This is a genomic window from Thermochromatium tepidum ATCC 43061, from assembly GCF_009664085.1.
Classification (GTDB): Bacteria; Pseudomonadota; Gammaproteobacteria; order Chromatiales; family Chromatiaceae; genus Thermochromatium; species Thermochromatium tepidum.
In genome coordinates, this window is record NZ_CP039268.1 from 208547 (window position 1) to 227892 (window position 19346).

At 63.8% G+C, this 19346-nt stretch carries 16 protein-coding genes and 4 tRNA genes; 12 read left to right on the forward strand and 8 right to left on the reverse strand.

Annotation, left to right across the window (positions count from 1 at the left end):
• Positions 1-12 precede the first annotated feature (12 nt).
• Positions 13-1329: a homoserine dehydrogenase gene (locus E6P07_RS00970; RefSeq protein ID WP_153973890.1), complete on the forward strand. Its 1317-nt coding sequence runs from the start codon at positions 13-15 to the stop codon at positions 1327-1329.
• Between the two features lie 3 nt (positions 1330-1332).
• On the opposite strand, the gene E6P07_RS00975 is transcribed toward E6P07_RS00970, so the two are convergent.
• The gene (locus E6P07_RS00975) at positions 1333-2148 is read right to left on the reverse strand and encodes an undecaprenyl-diphosphate phosphatase (RefSeq protein WP_153973891.1); all 816 of its coding nucleotides are present in this window, start codon (positions 2146-2148) and stop codon (positions 1333-1335) included.
• A gap of 142 nt (positions 2149-2290) precedes the next feature.
• Here E6P07_RS00975 and E6P07_RS00980 point away from each other — a divergent pair, with 142 nt between their 5' ends.
• From E6P07_RS00980 to E6P07_RS01015, 8 genes are all read left to right on the forward strand, one after another.
• Positions 2291-3043, forward strand: a complete 753-nt coding sequence (locus E6P07_RS00980) for a metal ABC transporter ATP-binding protein (RefSeq protein WP_153973892.1) — start codon at positions 2291-2293, stop codon at positions 3041-3043.
• Positions 3036-3887 (forward strand): metal ABC transporter permease, encoded by an 852-nt coding sequence (locus E6P07_RS00985; RefSeq protein WP_153973893.1) that lies wholly within the window; start codon positions 3036-3038, stop codon positions 3885-3887. Before E6P07_RS00980 ends, E6P07_RS00985 begins: the two co-directional genes overlap by 8 nt.
• Before the next feature lie 8 nt (positions 3888-3895).
• Complete coding sequence (locus E6P07_RS00990; RefSeq protein WP_153973894.1) at positions 3896-4354, forward strand: Fur family transcriptional regulator; 459 nt, start codon at positions 3896-3898, stop codon at positions 4352-4354.
• Between the two features lie 9 nt (positions 4355-4363).
• The gene (locus tag E6P07_RS00995; RefSeq protein ID WP_153973895.1) at positions 4364-5494 is read left to right on the forward strand and encodes a hypothetical protein; all 1131 of its coding nucleotides are present in this window, start codon (positions 4364-4366) and stop codon (positions 5492-5494) included.
• Positions 5485-5561: transfer RNA gene (locus tag E6P07_RS01000), tRNA-Pro, on the forward strand. Before E6P07_RS00995 ends, E6P07_RS01000 begins: the two co-directional genes overlap by 10 nt.
• A 58-nt stretch (positions 5562-5619) precedes the next feature.
• Positions 5620-5696, forward strand: a tRNA-Arg gene (locus E6P07_RS01005).
• Between the two features lie 76 nt (positions 5697-5772).
• Positions 5773-5848: transfer RNA gene (locus tag E6P07_RS01010), tRNA-His, on the forward strand.
• Between the two features lie 17 nt (positions 5849-5865).
• A tRNA-Lys gene (locus E6P07_RS01015) sits at positions 5866-5941 on the forward strand.
• A gap of 237 nt (positions 5942-6178) precedes the next feature.
• On the opposite strand, the gene E6P07_RS01020 is transcribed toward E6P07_RS01015, so the two are convergent.
• The 4 genes from E6P07_RS01020 to E6P07_RS13980 all read right to left on the reverse strand — a co-directional run bounded on the left by E6P07_RS01020 (position 6179) and on the right by E6P07_RS13980 (position 11637).
• Positions 6179-8116 (reverse strand): tetratricopeptide repeat protein, encoded by a 1938-nt coding sequence (locus tag E6P07_RS01020; protein ID WP_211363140.1) that lies wholly within the window; start codon positions 8114-8116, stop codon positions 6179-6181.
• A gap of 225 nt (positions 8117-8341) precedes the next feature.
• Positions 8342-9199 carry a glycosyltransferase family 2 protein gene (locus E6P07_RS01025; protein ID WP_211363142.1) on the reverse strand — a complete coding sequence of 286 codons (858 nt, stop codon included), beginning with the start codon at positions 9197-9199 and terminating at the stop codon, positions 8342-8344.
• A complete protein-coding gene (locus E6P07_RS01030; RefSeq protein ID WP_153973898.1) occupies positions 9196-11133 on the reverse strand; it encodes a tetratricopeptide repeat protein in 1938 nt (645 codons plus the stop codon). Before E6P07_RS01030 ends, E6P07_RS01025 begins: the two co-directional genes overlap by 4 nt.
• A gap of 90 nt (positions 11134-11223) precedes the next feature.
• Complete coding sequence (locus tag E6P07_RS13980; RefSeq protein ID WP_153973899.1) at positions 11224-11637, reverse strand: pilin; 414 nt, start codon at positions 11635-11637, stop codon at positions 11224-11226.
• Between the two features lie 320 nt (positions 11638-11957).
• Here E6P07_RS13980 and E6P07_RS01040 point away from each other — a divergent pair, with 320 nt between their 5' ends.
• Both E6P07_RS01040 and pbpC read left to right on the forward strand, forming a co-directional pair.
• The gene (locus E6P07_RS01040; RefSeq protein ID WP_153973900.1) at positions 11958-12551 is read left to right on the forward strand and encodes an SEL1-like repeat protein; all 594 of its coding nucleotides are present in this window, start codon (positions 11958-11960) and stop codon (positions 12549-12551) included.
• A gap of 7 nt (positions 12552-12558) precedes the next feature.
• Entirely contained in the window at positions 12559-14628 is a 2070-nt protein-coding gene (gene pbpC, locus E6P07_RS01045; protein ID WP_153973901.1) for a penicillin-binding protein 1C, read from the forward strand.
• A gap of 16 nt (positions 14629-14644) precedes the next feature.
• Here pbpC and rho read toward each other — a convergent pair whose 3' ends face one another.
• Entirely contained in the window at positions 14645-15901 is a 1257-nt protein-coding gene (gene rho, locus E6P07_RS01050) for a transcription termination factor Rho (RefSeq protein WP_153973902.1), read from the reverse strand.
• A gap of 197 nt (positions 15902-16098) precedes the next feature.
• Positions 16099-16425, reverse strand: a complete 327-nt coding sequence (gene trxA / locus E6P07_RS01055) for a thioredoxin TrxA (protein ID WP_153973903.1) — start codon at positions 16423-16425, stop codon at positions 16099-16101.
• A gap of 226 nt (positions 16426-16651) precedes the next feature.
• On the opposite strand from trxA, the gene E6P07_RS01060 reads away from it, so the two are divergent.
• On the forward strand, positions 16652-18568 hold the full coding sequence (locus tag E6P07_RS01060) for a DEAD/DEAH box helicase (RefSeq protein WP_153973904.1): 1917 nt from the start codon (positions 16652-16654) through the stop codon (positions 18566-18568).
• Here the strand turns inward: E6P07_RS01060 and yrfG are convergent.
• Positions 18544-19278 (reverse strand): GMP/IMP nucleotidase, encoded by a 735-nt coding sequence (gene yrfG, locus E6P07_RS01065; protein WP_281346822.1) that lies wholly within the window; start codon positions 19276-19278, stop codon positions 18544-18546. The genes E6P07_RS01060 and yrfG overlap by 25 nt on opposite strands.
• Positions 19279-19346 lie beyond the last annotated feature (68 nt).

Here is a 19346-nt window from a genome sequence, read left to right on the forward strand (position 1 = left end):
TGAGGTAAACGCATGGAACCGGTGAAGATCGGTCTACTGGGCCTGGGGACCGTCGGCGGCGGCACGGTGACGGTGCTGACACGCAATGCGCGCGAGATCGCCCGCCGCGCCGGTCGCGGGATCGAGATTGCGCGCGCCGCGGCGCGCGAATACCGTCCGGAACGGATCCAGGGTCTCGATCAGATCGGTCAGATCGGCGATGACCCCTTCGCCGTGGTCGAGGATCCCAGCATCCAGATCATCGTCGAGCTGATCGGCGGCTACTCGCCGGCGCTCGAACTGGTGTTGCGGGCCATCGACACCGGCAAGCATGTCGTCACCGCCAACAAGGCCCTGATCGCCAAGCACGGCAACGAGATCTTTGCCGCTGCGCGCGACCGGGGGGTCATGGTCGGGTTCGAGGCGGCGGTCGCGGGCGGTATCCCCATCATCAAGGCCCTGCGCGAGGGCCTGGCCGCCAATCACATCGAATGGATCGCTGGAATCATCAACGGTACCGGCAACTTCATCCTCACCGAGATGCGGGACAAGGGGCGTGCCTTCGCCGACGCGCTCGCCGAGGCCCAGGCGCTCGGCTACGCCGAGGCCGATCCGACCTTCGACATCGAGGGCATCGATGCCGCCCACAAGCTCACCATCCTGGGTTCGCTCGCCTTCGGCATCCCGCTCCAGTTCGAGCGCTGCTTCACCGAGGGCATCTCGCGCATCGAGGCCCAGGATGTGGCCAATGCCGCCGAACTGGGGTATCGCATCAAACATCTGGGCATCGCGCGCCGCTCGCCCGGAGGGATCGAGCTGCGCGTCCATCCGACCCTGATCCCGGAGCGGCGGCTGCTGGCCAATGTCGATGGGGTGATGAACGCGGTGCTGATCAAGGGCGATGCGGTCGGGCCGACCCTCTACTATGGGGCCGGGGCCGGGGCGCTGCCGACGGCCTCGTCCGTGGTGGCGGACCTGGTCGATGTGACGCGCGCCCTGACCACCGACCCCACCAATCGGGTGCCACATCTGGCCTTCCAGCCCGATGAACTGGCCGATACCCCGGTGTTGACGATGGACGCGATCCAGACCTCCTACTATCTGCGCCTCACCGCGCTCGACCGGCCCGGGGTCATGGCGCGCATCGCCAGTATCCTGGGCGAGGAGGGCATCAGCATCGAGGCCATCAAGCAGAAGGCGCCCGCCGCGGGCGAGACCCAGGTGACCCTGGTCATGCTCACCCACCGTGTGATCGAGGGTCAGATGAACCGAGCCATTGCCCGGATCGAGGCCCTGGACTCGGTCCAGGGTGCCGTGGTGCGCATCCGCATGGAATCGCTATCCGGATGAGGTTCAGATAAAAAGTAGCGCCAGGATGACCCCGCCGAGCAGGAGGCGATAGAGCACGAAGGGCAACATGCTGACGCGCTCGATGAAGCTCAGGAAGAAGCGGATGGTGAGATAGGCGACCAGATAGGCCATCATGGCGCCAAGCACCAGTCCGCTCCAGTCGACCGGCTCGGCGGTCTGAACCAGCTCCAGCGTCTCCAGCCCGCCGGCCATGAGGATAGTCGGAATGGCCAGCAAAAACGAAAAGCGCGAGGCGGCCTGGCGCGTGAGTCCGAGCAGGAGCCCCGCCGTGATGGTGATCCCTGAGCGCGAGGTGCCGGGGATGATGGCGACGGTCTGCGCGAGACCGATGATGAGTGCGTCGCCCCAGTCAAGCCGGTATTCAGTGCGCTCACGCCGTCCGTGCCAGTCCGCCCACCATAGCAGCAGGCCGAAGCCGATGGTCGTGCCCGCGATCACCAGCGCGATGCGCTGATCGTCCTCACGCAGCCACTCCAGCACGGATTTGAGCGGCAGCCCCAGTACCACCACCGGAAGCGTGGCCAAGACGATCATCCAACCGAGTCGTGCGTCCCGATCGTCGAAGCGGCGCGTGCGCAGCGAGTCCAGCACTGCAACCAGCATTCGCGCGATCTCGCGCCTAAAATAGACGACCACGGCGGCGAGCGTGCCCAGATGCACGGCCACGTCGAAGGCCAAACTCTGAAGCTCATAGCCGAACAAGAGCGGTGTGAGCACCAGATGGCCCGAGCTAGAGATGGGTAGGAATTCGGTGAGTCCCTGGACAAAGGCAAGGACGAGGATCTGGATGGTTTCCACGTTGAGCGGCTCCTAGAGACGGGGCGCAGAGTATAGCCGCAAGCCTAGACCGACGCGATTCCTCACTGGACTCGAAAGGCTCGTCCGTCATGACCGGCTGTTATACTGTACAGACTGAACCATCCATCCTCGACCAGATTCGATGCCGAGCACAACGCCTGACTTGCCCGTGATCGACCTGGAGTCTGTCAGCTTCTCCTATGGCGACAACCTGGTGCTCGAACGAATCGATCTGCGCATCATCGCGGGCGAGTTCGTGGGACTGGTCGGCCCCAATGCCGGTGGCAAGAGCACACTGCTCAAGCTGATCCTGGGTCTGCTCGAACCTCAGTCCGGGCGTATCCGCGTGCTCGGTCGCCCACCGCGCGCGGCCGCGCGCGCCATCGGTTATGTGCCCCAGTTTCCGAGTTTTCCGCGCGACTTCCCGATCTGCGTCGAGGAGGTCGTGGCCATGGGGCGGATCGGACTCGGGTCGCGCTGGTCGCTCGGCTGGTCGAGCCGTGCCGACCGCGCGGCGGCTCGAAAGGCGCTCGCCGAGGTCGAGGCGGCAGACCTGGTGCGACGTCCGATCGGTCGGCTCTCGGGCGGGCAGTTGCAGCGGGTGCTGTTGGCGCGCGCCCTGGTCGGCGAACCCCGTATCCTCATCCTCGATGAGCCCACGGCCAACATCGATCAGCGCGCTGAGAGTGATATCTTCGATCTGCTCGCCGAGCTCAATCGGCGTCTGACCATCCTGCTGGTCTCGCACGACATCGCCTTTATCTCCGAGTACGTCAGCCGCGTGGCCTGTCTCAACCGGACACTGACCTGTCATGGCACCAGCGCGGTCAGCGCTGACACCATCCGGCATCTCTATGGCGACCATGTCCGCCGGGTCGAGCACCAGCATGGCTGAATTCCTCACGGCACTCGCAACCTATGGATTCCTGCAGAGCGCACTGATCGCGGGGCTTCTGGCTAGCGTCGGCTGTGGTGTGATAGGTCCATTCGTGGTCGTCAAGCGCATCGCCTTCATGGCTGGCGGCATCGCGCATTCAGTGCTCGGCGGTATGGGCGCGGCGCTCTATTTTGGGGTCGACCCCTTTCTCGGCGCGCTGATCGCGGCCATCTTCTCGGCGCTGCTGATCGGGGCGGTGCGTCTGAGCTGGAAGACCCAGGAAGATACGCTCATCAGCGCGCTCTGGGCCATCGGCATGGCGGTCGGCGTACTCTTCATCGCCAAGACACCCGGGTATTCCTCGGACCTGATGAGCTTTCTGTTCGGCAACATCCTACTGGTACCGACGCGCGAACTCTGGTGGATGGCGGGGTTGGATCTGGCGCTGGTGGTCACGGTCGTGCTCTTCTATCGTCAGTTCTTGGCCGTTACCTTCGACGAGGAATTCGCGCGTCTGCGCGGCGTGCCTGTGGCCTTGTTCTATCTGCTGCTGCTGTGTCTGGTGGCCGTGACCGTGGTGCTGCTGATCCAGGTGGTGGGATTGATCCTGGTCATCGCGCTGCTGACACTGCCAGCGGCCATCGCGGCGCATTATGTCCATTCGCTGGGGGCCATGGTGCTGATCGCCACTGCGCTTGGGGCATTCTTCACCACCCTGGGGCTGGCGCTGTCCTTTAGGCCAGACCTGCCGGCAGGGCCAACCATGGTCTTGCTTGCGGCAGGTGTCTATGTGCTGTCGGCGCTGCTCAGCCGTCAACTATCCATTCGACGTGCCCGGCGTCAGGCCGCGGCCAAAGCTTGATGCGCGTCATGCCGACGACGGGTAATGCCTTGGAACAGGTGCTAAAGCAGGCCGAGGCGCTCTGCCGGCAGCGCGGTGTCAGACTCACACCGCAACGACGGCGGGTGCTGGCGATCCTGTGCGCGGCCGAGCGTCCACTCGGCGCCTATGAGATCTTGGAATCCATGCGCGAGGGCGCGCGCGCCTTGGCCCCGCCGACCGTTTATCGGGCGCTGGATTTTCTGCTCGAACAGGGGCTGGCGCACAAGATCGAGAGTCTGCATGCCTTCGTCGGCTGCACCCATCCCGAGCATCCACATGCCAGCCAGTTCCTCATCTGCACCGAGTGCGGGCGGGTGACCGAGCTGGAAGATGCCACCATCGCTCAGAGCCTGATGCTGGCCGCCGGCGAGACCGGGTTTCGACCGAGCCGTCCGGTGGTCGAGTTGATCGGCACCTGTGCCGATTGTGTGCTCAAGCATCCCTGATCCTCGACTATGCCGGATTGGACCCTATCACTGGTCGTGCTGCTCCTGGGTCTGATCGGGCTCGTTCTGGTGAGTATCGGCGTGCATCGCACGATTGGGGCCATGGTGCATTGGCTCGATCCCGTGGATCCGAGCCGATTCGCACCCTGGCTGGCGCTGGTCACCCTACTTCCGGCGCTGGCGGTAACCTTGCAGGTGGTTGGGTCAGGCGCGGACGCTCTGGTGCTTGGTGCGATCATCGGCGTCCATGTTCTTGGTGTTTTGTTGGCGATCGGGTCTCGTTCGACGCCACATTTGCCATCTCGTCGGCCTTTCGCCCCCCCAGCCCTGCTCCCGCCACGGGGGCGGAGCTGGGCCGAGCCTGTTCATCATCCCTGGTCGCGGGCCTGGAGTCTGGTCGGGGCGGCGGGGCTCGTCTGGGGGCTGGTGCTCAATGGCGATCTCGGGCGAGGCGAGGGCGCCCTGCTGGTTCTGCTGTGTCTGCTCTATCTGACCTGGATGGGTTGGACAGCACGACCCTCAGCCTCGTCGGGGGACGACACTCAAACCCAGGCCCCACCTGCCGGTGCCGGACACCAGACACGACCGGCGCGCGGCTGGTGGCGGCTCTGGGGACTGAGTGCGCATCTCTGTGTAGGGCTGACGCTGCTGGCCATGGGTGCGCGGGTGCTGGCGATGGGGGCGCTCGATCTGGCGCTGGTGCTGGGCCTCGACCACTGGATGCTTGGACTGACGCTTTTGGCACCGGCGAGCGTCATCGCCTCCTGGCTGCCGATCCTGCTTACCAGGTGGTGGCCGAGTGACGGGGCATCGGGATGGACAGTGCCGAGCCTCGCGTTCGACTTTAACCTCGTCAATCTGCTCGGTCTCGTCGGACTGACGGCGCTGACGGCGCCAGACGGACTCCAGTTCAGGCGCGAGACCCTGTGGGCATCCTGGCCGCTGGTGATCCTGACATCGCTTTTGGCGGCCGTCGCGCTCATCCGTGCTGAATCGGCGAGATCCAATGCGATGGGCTCGACCACAGGGGCGTCGTGTAACGCCTCGGTTGACAGAGGCCAAATTGACGATTACGATGCCAGATCTTCGGCTCCGGTTGGTCTTGAGACACCCGGAGATGCATCCGAAGCCGGGGTATAGCGCAGTCTGGTAGCGCGCCTGCTTTGGGAGCAGGATGTCGGGGGTTCGAATCCCTCTACCCCGACCACATGCCTTCCAAGGCGACTAGATCGCCCAAAATGCGTGATCCGAGCTACGCCCAACAAGCGCTCGTAGCTCAGCTGGATAGAGCAACGGCCTTCTAAGCCGTGGGTCGCAGGTTCGAGTCCTGCCGGGCGCGCCACCACGCGAATTCAGGGATGCCAAAACGGCATCGAATGCGATATAATTCCGCTTGGATGCGCCAAGCTGTTTCAATGGTGGACGTAGCTCAGCTGGTAGAGCGCAGGATTGTGGATCCTGTGGTCGTGGGTTCGATCCCCATCGTCCACCCCAAACAAATATAGTTCAAAGGGCTGTTAGCTCAGCTGGTAGAGCAGTGGACTCTTAATCCATCGGTCCGGGGTTCGAATCCCTGACAGCCCACCAAATCTATGCCCCAATAAAAAAAGCGGTTACATGACTGTAACCGCTTTTTTTATTGGGGCGCCCGGTAGGCGCACCCACTTGCTGCCACAAGCGCCTGCGCGCTGGGGTCGATGTCGGGGGCGATAGCGATCCGCTCGGGCGCCTAGGCCGCCTGCCCCTTGGCGCAACGACCCGCGCCCCTCAGTCTTCACGCTTATAGGTGAGATGGGTGATCTGTTCCGAGATCAGCCCGAATCGTCATGGATTGTCGTTGTGGCGACTGGAGGTCTCGAACCCGGCCTGGTCCTTACGCACCTCGTCGGCGAGCTCGTCGAGGACCGCGTCTGTCATGATGCGATCGCGTTTGAGCGGGCGGCGGCGTTCGATGGCGGCCAAGGCGTCGGAGTAGCGATGCTCTTTGAGCAACAGATGGAGCTGCATCTGCAGGATGGGTAATGTCGTGGGCGAGAGTGACTCGGCCTTCGCCAGATGGGCATAGGCGGCCTCGAGATCGCCGATCTCCTTGGCGAAATAGGCCGCATGAAACAGGGTATGGACGTGATAGAGCCAGGTTGTATAGTGAGGATTGTCGAGCAACCTCAGGGTCAACCGATAGACATCCTCGGGCGTGATCGGGGGGCAGGCATTGACTGCGGCCAGCTTTTGGAGCGAATCCAGGTTATAAAACAACTGGAACAATGCCTGGGCGGTAGTGGCCGACTGCATGAGATCGTCCAGGCGTTGGCGGATGTCGTCCTCGCCGGTATGGCCACAGGCATAGAGCAGGATCTGCAGCTTGGCATCGGTACAGTCAGAGCAGGCGTGGGCCGCCCTGTCGATACGCGGTAACGCCGAGCTGATGTCGTCGCCGAAGCCGGCGTGATATATCTCGGCGAGATAGGCAACTGCGCGCTGCGAATTGGGATGTCGTTTTACCCAACTTTCGGCAGCGACCAGGGGCTGGCCCCAGATGGAGGTGGTTCCGTAGAGGATGAGGGCCATCAAGAGGGTATAAACACCAAAGAGCGCCGGCCCGAGACGGGCATAGCGTCCAGGGGCCTGCCAGGCCAGGGCCGACAGGGCCAGGCACAAGCCATAGACGGCCAGATAATTGCGATGCTCGAACATCAGTTCGAGCAGGATGACGGTCGATTCGAGCAGGTGGCCAGTGAAGAACCAGGTCAAGGCAAAGAGCGGCCAGGGGGTGCGCCGGCGGATCAGGACGGCGATCAGGGTCAGGGCCAAAAAGCCGAGAGCAGAGAGGGTCGGAGCCCACCAGCCCCGGATGACGGTCAGGTCGTCATAAAAGGGGCTGAAGGCGGTCGGCTGGGGGAAAAACGCCAGATACAGATACTGCCACAGCAGGACCACCTCGGTCTGCAAGCGCTCGAACACCGACCAACCGCGGAGTGGATCGACGCTGGACCAGTCCTGATTCAAGGTCAAGAGATAGACCAGCAACGCCGCCAGTCCGAGTGAGAGCGTGCCGCGTCTGAGGCGACGGAGGGGGCTGGGTGCGCTCAGGTTCGGCAGCAATACCGCATCGATCACCAGGGCATAGACCGGAAACAGGGCGCCGTTTTCCTTGGCGAGGATGGCAAGCAGGGTCCCGATCCCCAGTCCCAGACCCTGAATCAAGAGGGCCTGCTTCGGGCGTTGCGATTGAATGAAATAGCCATACACGAACACCGTCAAGCCGATCAATCCAAACAGGGTCGCAAGGCTGGTTTGGCGCTGGATGAGGATCAGCGTGGTGGAGGCAAGCAACGGCATGAACGACCACAACGCCGCGGCCCCGAGCGCGATCCAGTCGCTCCTCGCCTCATCCTGGCCGCGCAGCCGCAAGAGCATCGCGCCTAACACATAGAGCAGCACCCCGTTGGCCAGGTGAATGAGGATATTGACGAAACGGGCGTCAGAGGCCGCGTCCATGCGGGGCTGATTGGCATGGATCAGGAAGCTCAGTTGGGCAAGCGGACGCCCGAGCGGCCCCGCACCGCCCTCGGTCACGAAGCGCCAGGCCTCTTCCAGGGTATCGAGCGTCTCCAGGGCCGAGAGGTTAGGGAGATCGTCGTAAAAGACCCAGGCATTCAGACCCTGGAGATAGATGAAACAGGTGGCGCTAAGGAGCAGGATCAAGCCCAGACCGACCGAGACGCGATGTCGGGTGTCTTTGGCAAGGGGCAGGGATCTCATCATGGACTCAATCATGGCTGGAGCGCATTGGCGCCTGTCGATCAGACAATACCATAAAGCCTCCAAGTCAGTGCGCCCTGCCGGGCGCACGTAAAAAGCGCTTCCAGTCATGTAACCGCCCTCCTGCTGCCACAAGCGCCTGCGCGCTGGGGTCGATGTCGGGGGCGATAGCGATCCGCTCGGGCGCCTAGGTCGCCTGCCCCTGGGCGCAACGACCCGCGCCCCTCAGTCTTCGCGCTTATAGGTGAGATGGGTGATCTGTTCCGAGATCAGCCCGATCAGAAAGACGATGACTGAAGCCGACAACAGCAGGGCGCTCATGTTGGTAAAACGCCCTTCGATCGCGAAGGTGTAGCCGTACCAGCCCATGCCGAGCAAGAAAAAAGCGAATGCCACCGGCAGAAAGAGCTTCAAGGGCGAATAGAGGGTGGCGATCTTAAAGATGATCAACAAAAACCGCACGCCGTCGCGAAGCGGGCGGAGATGGCTTTTGCCAATGCGCGGGCGGGCGGTGATGGGTACATAGGCCACCGGATAGGCGCTGCGAAAGAAGGCCATGGTGATGGTGGTCGGATAGGAAAAACCGTTGGGGAGCAGATAGAGAAACTCGCGAAACTTGGCTGCCTGCACGGCACGAAACCCTGAGGTGAGGTCAGAGATCCGATGACCGGTCATGAGGCTGGCGATGCGGTTGTAAACCCCATTGGCGAGGCCGCGACCGAGGTTGGCTTGTGAGCCGCGACCGCGTGCACCGACCACCATGTCGTAGCCCTCGTCGAGCTTGGCCAGGAGCCGCGGGATATCCGCCGGATCGTGCTGACCGTCGGCGTCCATGAACACCAGGATGTCTCCTGTGGCCGCGCGTGCCCCGCTCTTGATCGCCGCGCCATTGCCCATGCCGTAGGGATGGCGGATGACGCGGGCGCCGGCCTCTTCGGCGACGGCGGCAGTGGCGTCGGTTGAGCCATCGTCGACCAGGATGAGCTCGGCCTCGGGTATGACCTCCCGGAGGCGTGGCAGCAGTTGCTGGAGCGAGCGGGCCTCATTCCGGGCAGGGAGGATGATGGAGAGCGTCATCGTCATGGATTGTCGTTGTGGCGACTGGAGGTCTCGAACCCGGCCTGGTCCTTACGCACCTCGTCGGCGAGCTCGTCGAGGACCGCGTCTGTCATGATGCGATCGCGTTTGAGCGGGCGGCGGCGTTCGATGGCGGCCAAGGCGTCGGAGTAGCGATGCTCTTTGAGCAACAGATGGAGCTGCATCTGCAGGATGGGTAATGTCGTGGGCGAGAGTGACTCGGCCTTCGCCAGATGGGCATAGGCGGCCTCGAGATCGCCGATCTCCTTGGCGAAATAGGCCGCATGAAACAGGGTATGGACGTGATAGAGCCAGGTTGTATAGTGAGGATTGTCGAGCAACCTCAGGGTCAACCGATAGACATCCTCGGGCGTGATCGGGGGGCAGGCATTGACTGCGGCCAGCTTTTGGAGCGAATCCAGGTTATAAAACAACTGGAACAATGCCTGGGCGGTAGTGGCCGACTGCATGAGATCGTCCAGGCGTTGGCGGATGTCGTCCTCGCCGGTATGGCCACAGGCATAGAGCAGGATCTGCAGCTTGGCATCGGTACAGTCAGAGCAGGCGTGGGCCGCCCTGTCGATACGCGGTAACGCCGAGCTGATGTCGTCGCCGAAGCCGGCGTGATATATCTCGGCGAGATAGGCAACTGCGCGCTGCGAATTGGGATGTCGTTTTACCCAACTTTCGGCAGCGACCAGGGGCTGGCCCCAGATGGAGGTGGTTCCGTAGAGGATGAGGGCCATCAAGAGGGTATAAACACCAAAGAGCGCCGGCCCGAGACGGGCATAGCGTCCAGGGGCCTGCCAGGCCAGGGCCGACAGGGCCAGGCACAAGCCATAGACGGCCAGATAATTGCGATGCTCGAACATCAGTTCGAGCAGGATGACGGTCGATTCGAGCAGGTGGCCAGTGAAGAACCAGGTCAAGGCAAAGAGCGGCCAGGGGGTGCGCCGGCGGATCAGGACGGCGATCAGGGTCAGGGCCAAAAAGCCGAGAGCAGAGAGGGTCGGAGCCCACCAGCCCCGGATGACGGTCAGGTCGTCATAAAAGGGGCTGAAGGCGGTCGGCTGGGGGAAAAACGCCAGATACAGATACTGCCACAGCAGGACCACCTCGGTCTGCAAGCGCTCGAACACCGACCAACCGCGGAGTGGATCGACGCTGGACCAGTCCTGATTCAAGGTCAAGAGATAGACCAGCAACGCCGCCAGTCCGAGTGAGAGCGTGCCGCGTCTGAGGCGACGGAGGGGGCTGGGTGCGCTCAGGTTCGGCAGCAATACCGCATCGATCACCAGGGCATAGACCGGAAACAGGGCGCCGTTTTCCTTGGCGAGGATGGCAAGCAGGGTCCCGATCCCCAGTCCCAGACCCTGAATCAAGAGGGCCTGCTTCGGGCGTTGCGATTGAATGAAATAGCCATACACGAACACCGTCAAGCCGATCAATCCAAACAGGGTCGCAAGGCTGGTTTGGCGCTGGATGAGGATCAGCGTGGTGGAGGCAAGCAACGGCATGAACGACCACAACGCCGCGGCCCCGAGCGCGATCCAGTCGCTCCTCGCCTCATCCTGGCCGCGCAGCCGCAAGAGCATCGCGCCTAACACATAGAGCAGCACCCCGTTGGCCAGGTGAATGAGGATATTGACGAAACGGGCGTCAGAGGCCGCGTCCATGCGGGGCTGATTGGCATGGATCAGGAAGCTCAGTTGGGCAAGCGGACGCCCGAGCGGCCCCGCACCGCCCTCGGTCACGAAGCGCCAGGCCTCTTCCAGGGTATCGAGCGTCTCCAGGGCCGAGAGGTTACGACGATCGTCGTAAAAGGTCGAGGCATTCAGACCCTGGAGATAGATGAAACAGGTGGCGCTAAGGAGCAGGATCAAGCCCAGACCGACCGAGACGCGATGTCGGGTGTCTTTGGCAAGGGGCAGAGATCTCATCATGACTGGAAGAGCGGCCAAAAAAAAGCCCCGGACACCCAGGGCTTTGTGAGACGGAAAATAAAACCATTCAACCGCAGCGCTTAAGGATCAGCTCTTGCACGAGCCCGGCATCAGACGGTTGGGGTTGCCAGTGCATCTCCAGGTCTTGATCGTACCCGAACCGACAGTCCCTCTCAGGGTGACACGAACGGCCTCGCCAATCTTTGTCCCGGTCGCAACGATCGTCACTGTAGTACCACTCCCACTGACAGTCAAACCTGAGACATACTGGGTCGGCACAAAGCCTGAGGCGCAGCTACTAACCTGGCTAACAGTGCCACCGCCGCCGATGATCTCGGTGGCGCAGGTCCGGGCCGAGCTTGCGGCGAGTACAACCTCAGAGACCTTCGCCTTCTTGGTGTAGTCCTGATAGGCGGGCAACGCGATCGCCGCCAGAACGCCGATGATCGCGACCACGATCATGAGCTCGATCAGGGTAAAGCCTTGCTGGTATCGTTTCATGACAGACTCCGCAATGGAAATGGAAGATATCCGGGCGAGGAACCGGTCAGACAGGCTCGCCTGACCCAGGCCCCTCACCCCAAGGCCAAAGCAAAAGGCGCGCCAACCCTGGCCAAGCCGTCAAACCCTTGGGGCTTCAAGTCATTGCGCGACCAGCCAGCTTGGCCCAGGACACCCGACCGGAATGACGCCGGTCTGTCTGTCGCATCCGACCGTGACAGGGGTCGCCCCTGTCACACCCCACTGTGACAGACGGAGGCTGCCACACCCGGCGCGCTGTAAAAACTCTATCCGCCCCAACCTCAGGGTCCAGATCGAGCATGTACTATATCAGCCTCAATACCGCTGCCGCCCTCACGGGTCTCACCAAACGCACCCTCTGGCGCTACATCGACAGCGGACGCCTCAGTGCCCTCAGCCCGAGCCAACCCGGCGCCAAGACCCAAATCCCCCTCCAGGACGTCCTCGATCTCTCCGGACTCGCCATCGCCCCCGAACACTACCCAACCCTCGTCGATGCCGACCGCGGTGACCCCATCGCCCAATGCGACCTCGGCATCCTGTTGCTCAGCGCCCAACGACCCACCGACGCCATCCCCTGGTTCCAGCGCTCCGCCAACGCCTTCTATCCCGACGCCATGTGCCGGCTCGGACGCGCCTACCTCGCCGGCGAGGGTGTCGAGTACAACCCGGAGCTCGGCCTGCGCTGGATCAAGGGCGCCGCCCGCAAGGGCCACCCGCTCGCCCAGTCCCTGTACGCCTTTCTGCGCGGCCCGACCGGCCAGGAGCTCCTGTGCGCCCAGGGTCCGAGCGCACTGACCGCACTGAATCAGGCGCTCGACGACATCGAGCGTCAAACCTTGCTGAATGCCTTGAACGCCTTCGAGTCGATGAAGGCGCCGCCGGGCGCCTAGGGTCACCATGCGTCGGCTTGCCAAGTTTTCGCTGGCCTTGGTCATCCTCATCGCTGTGGCCCTGGGGGCCAGGCTGTGGCTGGCCGCCTGGATCCAGGCCACGCCCCTGCCCGAGCTGGAGGTGGCAACCTCGCCCCAGATCCTCGACCGCGAGGGTCGACTGTTGCGCGCCTTCCCCGTGGCCGACGGGCGCTGGCGTCTGCCGGTTGCGCTCGACGCGGTCGATCCAGGCTATCTGGAGCGGCTCCTGGCCATCGAGGATCGGCGCTTTCGCGACCATGCCGGGGTTGACCCCTGGGCTCTAGCACGCGCCGCCTGGCAATGGCTCAGACACGGGCGCATCGTCTCCGGTGGCTCGACCATCAGCATGCAGTTGGCGCGTCTGCTCGACGGGCGCTCGACCCAGGATCTCGCCGGAAAGCTACATCAGATGCGTCTGGCCCTGGCCCTAGAACGACGGCTCGACAAGGAGGCCATCCTCACGGCCTATCTCAATCTGACGCCCCAGGGGGGCAACCTTGAGGGGGTACGCGCCGGGGCGCTGGCCTGGTTTGGGCATGAACCGCGCCGACTGACGGCAGCAGAATCGGCGTTCCTGATCGCGCTGCCCCAGGCGCCCGAGACGCGCCGTCCCGATCGCGATCCCCAGGCCCTGCAACGCGCACGCGATGCCATCCTGCGGCGTCTCCAGTCCGCCGGCTTGATCGATGCCGTTGAACTGGCCGGTGCGCTGCGCGAGCCGATACCAAGCACACGCCGCCCCTTGCCCATGCACGCCGCCCATCTGGCTTGGCGTATCCAGCGCGCCCATCCCGAACGCCATGTCCAGCGCCTGACCCTCGACGCCCGCTTGCAGGAACGCCTGGAAACCCTGGCTGCCGAGCGCGCCCGCGCCCTGGGGGATCGGGTCTCGCTCGCCATCCTGGTCGCCGAGCATACCACGGGCGAGGTCTGGGCCTCGGTCGGCTCACCCGATCCGCTCGACGAGACACGCCGGGGCCATATCGACATGACCCGCGCCATCCGCTCGCCTGGATCGACGCTCAAGCCATTGATCTATGGTCTGGCCTTTGAGGATGGCATCGCCCATCCCGAGAGCCTGATCGAGGATCGACCGACCGGCTTCGACGGCTATGTCCCGACCAACTTCGACCGCGCGTTCCAGGGCACGGTCTCGGTGCGCCAGGCCCTCCAGGCCTCACTGAACATCCCCGCCGTCCGGCTGCTGGAGGCCGTGGGGCCGGCCCGTCTGATGGCCCGTCTGCGCCGCGCTGGGATCGAGCCGGCCTTGCCCGAACTCTCGGCACCTGGTCTTGCGATTGGCCTGGGCGGGGTCGGGGTGACGCTCACCGATCTGGTCCGGCTCTATGCCGCGATCGCGCGTGGCGGCGCGCCGGTTGTGCTGCGCGAGTCGCTGGAGCATGACGCTGCGGGCGGCGCCTCGGTGTGGCGTCCGGTGCTGGACGAACGCGCTGCCTGGCTGGTCGGGTCCATCCTCGCCGGGGTGCCGGCGCCGGATCGCGCCACGTCCGACCGGATCGCCTTCAAGACCGGTACCTCCTACGGCTATCGCGACGCCTGGGCCATCGGCTTCGACGGACGCTGGGTGGTGGGCGTCTGGACCGGGCGGGCGGATGGTGCGCCCGTGCCGGGTCTGGCTGGGATCGAGGCCGCCGCGCCCGTGCTCATCGACGTCTTCGCCCAGCTCGGCCCGCGCACGCCGCTACCGCCACCGCCGCCTGGTGTGCGCCCCATGAACCACGCCCAACTGCCCGAGATCCTGCGGCACGTCCCGGCGGCCAGCCGCGCGAGCCCCTCGGCGGCGGCGCTGGAGATCGCCTATCCGCCGCCGGGGGCACGGATCGATCTGGGGTTTGGTGCCTCCTCGCTTGGGGCCCTGGTGCTCAGGGTCCGGGGTGGTACACCGCCCTTTACTTGGTTTGCCGACGGCGCACCCATTGCACGCGAACCCTTTTCTCGGGAAACGCGCTGGACGCCGCCGGGATCGGGCTATGTGACACTGGTCGTCGTCGATGGGCGCGGCGCGTCGGCGCGGGTCGCTGTATGGCTCGAATGAGCCGGTGGGCCTGACTTCAGCCCTTCATGGAGGCAAAGAACTCTTCGTTGGTCTTGGTCGCCTTGAGCTTGTCGTGCAGGAATTCCATCGCCGCCAGCTCGTCCATCGGGTGCAGGATCTTGCGCAGGATCCACATCTTTTGCAGCTCTGATGGACTCATCAGGAGCTCCTCACGCCGGGTGCCGGAGCGATTGATGTTGATCGCGGGGAAGATGCGCTTTTCGGCGATGCGCCGGTCGAGATGGAGCTCCATGTTACCCGTGCCCTTGAACTCTTCGTAGATCACATCGTCCATGCGTGAGCCGGTGTCGATCAGCGCCGTGGCGATGATGGTGAGTGAACCCCCTTCCTCGACGTTGCGCGCGGTACCGAAGAAGCGCTTGGGCCGTTGCAGTGCATTGGCATCGACCCCGCCGGTCAGGACCTTGCCAGAGGAGGGCACGACCGTGTTGTAGGCGCGGGCGAGGCGCGTGATGGAGTCGAGCAGGATGACTACGTCGCGCTTGTGTTCGACCAGGCGCTTGGCCTTTTCGATCACCATCTCGGCGACCTGGACGTGACGGGTGGCCGGCTCGTCGAAGGTCGAGGAGATGACCTCGCCGCGCACCGAGCGCGTCATCTCGGTGACTTCCTCGGGACGCTCGTCGATCAGGAGCACGATCAGATAGCAGTCGGGGTGATTGTGGCCGATCGACTGGGCGATGTTCTGCAACATCATGGTCTTGCCGGCCTTGGGCGGGGAGACGATGAGCCCGCGCTGCCCCTTGCCGATGGGCGCGACCAGATCGATAGTGCGGGCCGTGATGTCCTCGGTGCTGCCGTTGCCGATCTCCAGCGTCAGACGCTTCTGAGCGAACAGCGGCGTGAAGTTCTCGAACAGGATCTTGTTCTTGGCGTTCTCGGGACGGTCGTAGTTGATGTCGTTGACCTTGAGCAGCGCGAAATAGCGTTCGCCGTCTTTGGGCGGTCGAATCTTGCCCGAGATGGTATCGCCGGTGCGCAGCGCAAAGCGTCGGATCTGGCTTGGCGAGACATAGATATCGTCCGGCCCAGCCAGATAGGAGGCATCGGCCGAGCGCAGGAAACCGAACCCATCCGAGAGGATCTCGAGCACGCCGTCGCCATAGATGTCCTCGCCCTTCTTGGCCTGGGCCTTGAGGATGGCGAAGATCAGGTCCTGCTTGCGCGAGCGGGCGACACCTTCGATGTCCATGGATTGCGCCAGGGCCACCAGGTTGGGCACTGGCATCTTTTTGAGTTCAGTTAGGTTCATCACTGTTGTGTTCGTTAGGACGGAAATCGGGATCGGCGACCGCGTCTCGCCGTGGAGGCAATGTCGTCAGGACGTGCAGCGAGTGGCGGCTGGCCGGCTGGAGATGAGGGTGTTTCGATGAACGCCCCGCGTGGACTCGGTTAGGGGTAAGATCCTCGGGACGCGGGGCGCGTCAAGGGCTTTAGCGAGCGCTCAGCTCAGAGATTGCTATCGATGAAGGCCGTCAGCTGCGACTTGGAGACGGCGCCGACCTTGGTTGCCTCGACCTCGCCGCCGCGAAAGAGCATCAGGGTCGGGATACCGCGGATGCCGTAGCGGGGCGGTGTGTTGGGGTTCTCGTCGATGTTGAGCTTGGCGATCTTGACCCGCCCGGCGTATTCATCGGCGATCTCGTCGAGCACGGGAGCGATCATCTTGCAGGGTCCGCACCAGTCGGCCCAGTAGTCGACCAACACCGGATCGGGGGATTTCAGAACCTCTTCCTCGAAGGAATCATCGGTCACATGGACGATGCGATCGCTCACTGAAGTCGTCTCCCAAATAATGTTTGATGGCATGGGCGGGTGAAGGGCATGGCCGAAACGGCATCGCGTCGGTCGGAACGAGGAGTGGGCGGGCGAATTGGCGTTGTTCCGCACCCTTGAGTAAGATGCTATTTGATCCAAAGCGCAGGCAATTTGCAAGTCTTGCCGTCCGCGAGGCTTCGAAACCGCATCTGCAGGCCAACCCGGACGTTCACCGATAGATTCAATGACCAACACACATCTGACCTCGACCCGCTTCGATAGTCTGGCGCTCGATCCCCGGATCCTGGCCGGTCTTGCCGAGGCCGGCTTTGTTTATTGCACCCCAATCCAGGCCGAGACCCTGCCGCTCGCCCTTGAGGGCCAGGACATCGCCGGCCAGGCCCAGACTGGCACCGGCAAGACCGCGGCCTTTCTGGTGGCGCTCATGCAGCGTCTGTTGTGCCAGCCACACGAGACCGCGTCTGAGCCGGTGGAGATGCCTGAGACGCCCGTCTCGCCCTGGACTGAGTCGCCCGAATCGGCCGACGGATCCTCCGTGCCTGCACCGTGCGACCCCGCCAGCCGTCGCCGCGGTCCGCGGGCCTTGGTGCTGGCGCCGACACGTGAGCTGGCGGTTCAGATCCACAAGGATACCCTGCTCCTGTCCAAGCACACGGGGCTGCGCTCGACCGTGGTCTTCGGCGGCACCGGCTATCAACAGCAGCGCGAGGCCCTGATGCGCGGGGTCGACATCCTGATCGGCACACCAGGGCGCCTCATCGATTACTACCGGCAGCACGTCTTCGATCTGAAGGGCATCGAGGTCGTGGTGCTCGATGAGGCCGATCGCATGTTCGATCTCGGCTTCATCAAGGACATCCGCTATCTGTTCCGCCAGATGCCGCCGGTCGAGCGCCGGCAGGGGATGCTGTTCTCGGCCACACTGTCCTATCGGGTCACGGAACTGGCCTATGAGCACATGAACCATCCGCGTCTGGTCAAGATCGAGGCCGACCAGGTGACGGCCGACCGCGTGCGGCAGGTCTGTTACCTGACCGCCAACGACGAGAAGATCCCACTGCTGCTGGGACTGATCCGCGGCTGGACGGGCGGTCGCATCATGGTCTTCGTCAACACCAAGCGCGAGGCCGATCGTGTCTGGGGCTATCTCCAGGGCAATGGGATCGACAGCGCCGTGCTCTCGGGCGACGTGCCCCAGTCCAAGCGGTTGAAGCTCCTGCGCGACTTCACCAATGGCACCCTCTCGGTGCTGGTCGGTACCGACGTGGCCGCGCGCGGTCTGCATATCCCAAATGTGACCCATGTGGTCAACTACGACCTGCCCGAGGATCCCGAGGACTATGTGCATCGCATTGGACGCACGGCACGTGCTGGGGCGGCGGGCGATGCGGTCAGCTTTGTCTGCGAGACCTATGCCTTTTGTCTGCTCGACATCGAGCAGTACATCGGCGCCAAGATCCCGGTCGAACCGCTCGATCCGAGCCTGCTGGTCGAGGTCGATCCGCGCAGTCGCCTGCGTCCGGATCGCGCCGATCGCGAGGAACGCCGCGATGGACGCGGGTCCAATGAAGGGCGCGGTCTATCCGCGCGCCCATTGGCGCGCGATCGGCGTTCCGGATACGAGCGCTCGGCCCCTCGCCCCGAGCTTTCTAACCACGAGTCCGATGTGTCCGCGCTCGGCGCCGCCTCCAACCCTGGGGCACAGCCCAGCGTTTCGCCTGAGCCTGTCGCGCATCCGCCTCGGGACCGTTCGGACACCAAGCCGCCGGTCCGATTCAAGACGCTCGATGAGGGCTTTTTCGACCAGCTCGTCGACGAGTGGTCGGAGCGCACCGGGCCGGAGCTGGAGATCCCAGACATGCCGATCATCCGCCGCATCAGGCGTGTGCGCGGTCAGCTCGAACCTGCGGCCCTGACCAGCCCGCCGGCCAAGGCCCGGTCCACCGAGACGCCGCGTCCGGCAGGGGCGAGCCTGGGGCCGACCGGCGAGTCGCCTGCCCTCAAGACTGACTCGGAATCTGCCGCGCCCAGAATTGGCAAGCGGCGTCGGCGTCGGCGCAAACCGGCGGAGGATGCAGGGCGTTTGGTCCAGACTGATACCGAGACGCTTGCGGATCAAGCGCCTGAGCGCGTGGAATGAACCGAGGTCGCCAGTCCGGGCAGCAGCGCCGAGAAGTCTCTGATGGCTGGAAACTCATCGGTTTGGCGCGGCGGCTGTTTAGAGTCAGGGGCCAGCACGGCCAGCAGTTGATGGAAGCCATGCGCACGCGCCGCGCGTAGTACATCCAGGTTGTCGTCGATGAAGAGCGTGCGCTCGGGGTCGATCGGTTCAATCGCCTGGAACGCTGGCCAAAATGTAGGCGACTCCTTGGCGACCCCGAGATCATGTGCCGAGATCACGCGCTCCAGATGACCGGCGAGCGGCGTGCGTGCAAGCTTGAGCGCAAGCGTCTTCTGATGGGCGTTGGTGACGAGGACGCGCCGTTTGCCGAGCGCAGCCAGTCGCTCCAGGAACTCCATCACATGCGGGTGGACCGCGATCAGATGCTCGACCTCGCGCTTGAGCAGGGGGATGTCCAGCCCCAGCTCACGGCTCCAGTGGTCGACGCAATACCATTCGAGCGTCCCTGCGATGTCGCGATAGCGGGCCAGCAGTTCGGCGCGGGCCGTCTCGAACGGGAGGCCGCGCGCCTCGCCATAGCGACGCGGGACGTGTTCGAGCCAGAAGTGATTGTCGAAATGCAGATCGAGCAGGGTACCGTCCATGTCGAGGAGGACGGTGTCGATCCGGGTCCAGTCGATCGGATTATCGATGATGGTCGTGCGGTCTCGGGTTTGGAAGGGCGTCAAATGGCCGAAGATGAAGATTATATGAGGGGTGTGCCCTAGCCTCGGGCCTCACTCCGCGTTGTGATCGC

Coding starts and splice junctions, on each gene's coding strand:
- E6P07_RS00970 (WP_153973890.1), top strand. CDS start 13: ATGGAACCGGTGAAGATCGGTCTACTGGGCCTGGGGACCGTCGGCGGC.
- E6P07_RS00980 (WP_153973892.1), top strand. CDS start 2,291: ATGCCGAGCACAACGCCTGACTTGCCCGTGATCGACCTGGAGTCTGTC.
- E6P07_RS00985 (WP_153973893.1), top strand. CDS start 3,036: ATGGCTGAATTCCTCACGGCACTCGCAACCTATGGATTCCTGCAGAGC.
- E6P07_RS00990 (WP_153973894.1), top strand. CDS start 3,896: ATGCCGACGACGGGTAATGCCTTGGAACAGGTGCTAAAGCAGGCCGAG.
- E6P07_RS00995 (WP_153973895.1), top strand. CDS start 4,364: ATGCCGGATTGGACCCTATCACTGGTCGTGCTGCTCCTGGGTCTGATC.
- E6P07_RS01020 (WP_211363140.1), bottom strand. CDS start 8,116: ATGAGATCCCTGCCCCTTGCCAAAGACACCCGACATCGCGTCTCGGTC.
- E6P07_RS01025 (WP_211363142.1), bottom strand. CDS start 9,199: ATGACGATGACGCTCTCCATCATCCTCCCTGCCCGGAATGAGGCCCGC.
- E6P07_RS01030 (WP_153973898.1), bottom strand. CDS start 11,133: ATGAGATCTCTGCCCCTTGCCAAAGACACCCGACATCGCGTCTCGGTC.
- E6P07_RS13980 (WP_153973899.1), bottom strand. CDS start 11,637: ATGAAACGATACCAGCAAGGCTTTACCCTGATCGAGCTCATGATCGTG.
- E6P07_RS01040 (WP_153973900.1), top strand. CDS start 11,958: ATGTACTATATCAGCCTCAATACCGCTGCCGCCCTCACGGGTCTCACC.
- pbpC (WP_153973901.1), top strand. CDS start 12,559: ATGCGTCGGCTTGCCAAGTTTTCGCTGGCCTTGGTCATCCTCATCGCT.
- rho (WP_153973902.1), bottom strand. CDS start 15,901: ATGAACCTAACTGAACTCAAAAAGATGCCAGTGCCCAACCTGGTGGCC.
- E6P07_RS01060 (WP_153973904.1), top strand. CDS start 16,652: ATGACCAACACACATCTGACCTCGACCCGCTTCGATAGTCTGGCGCTC.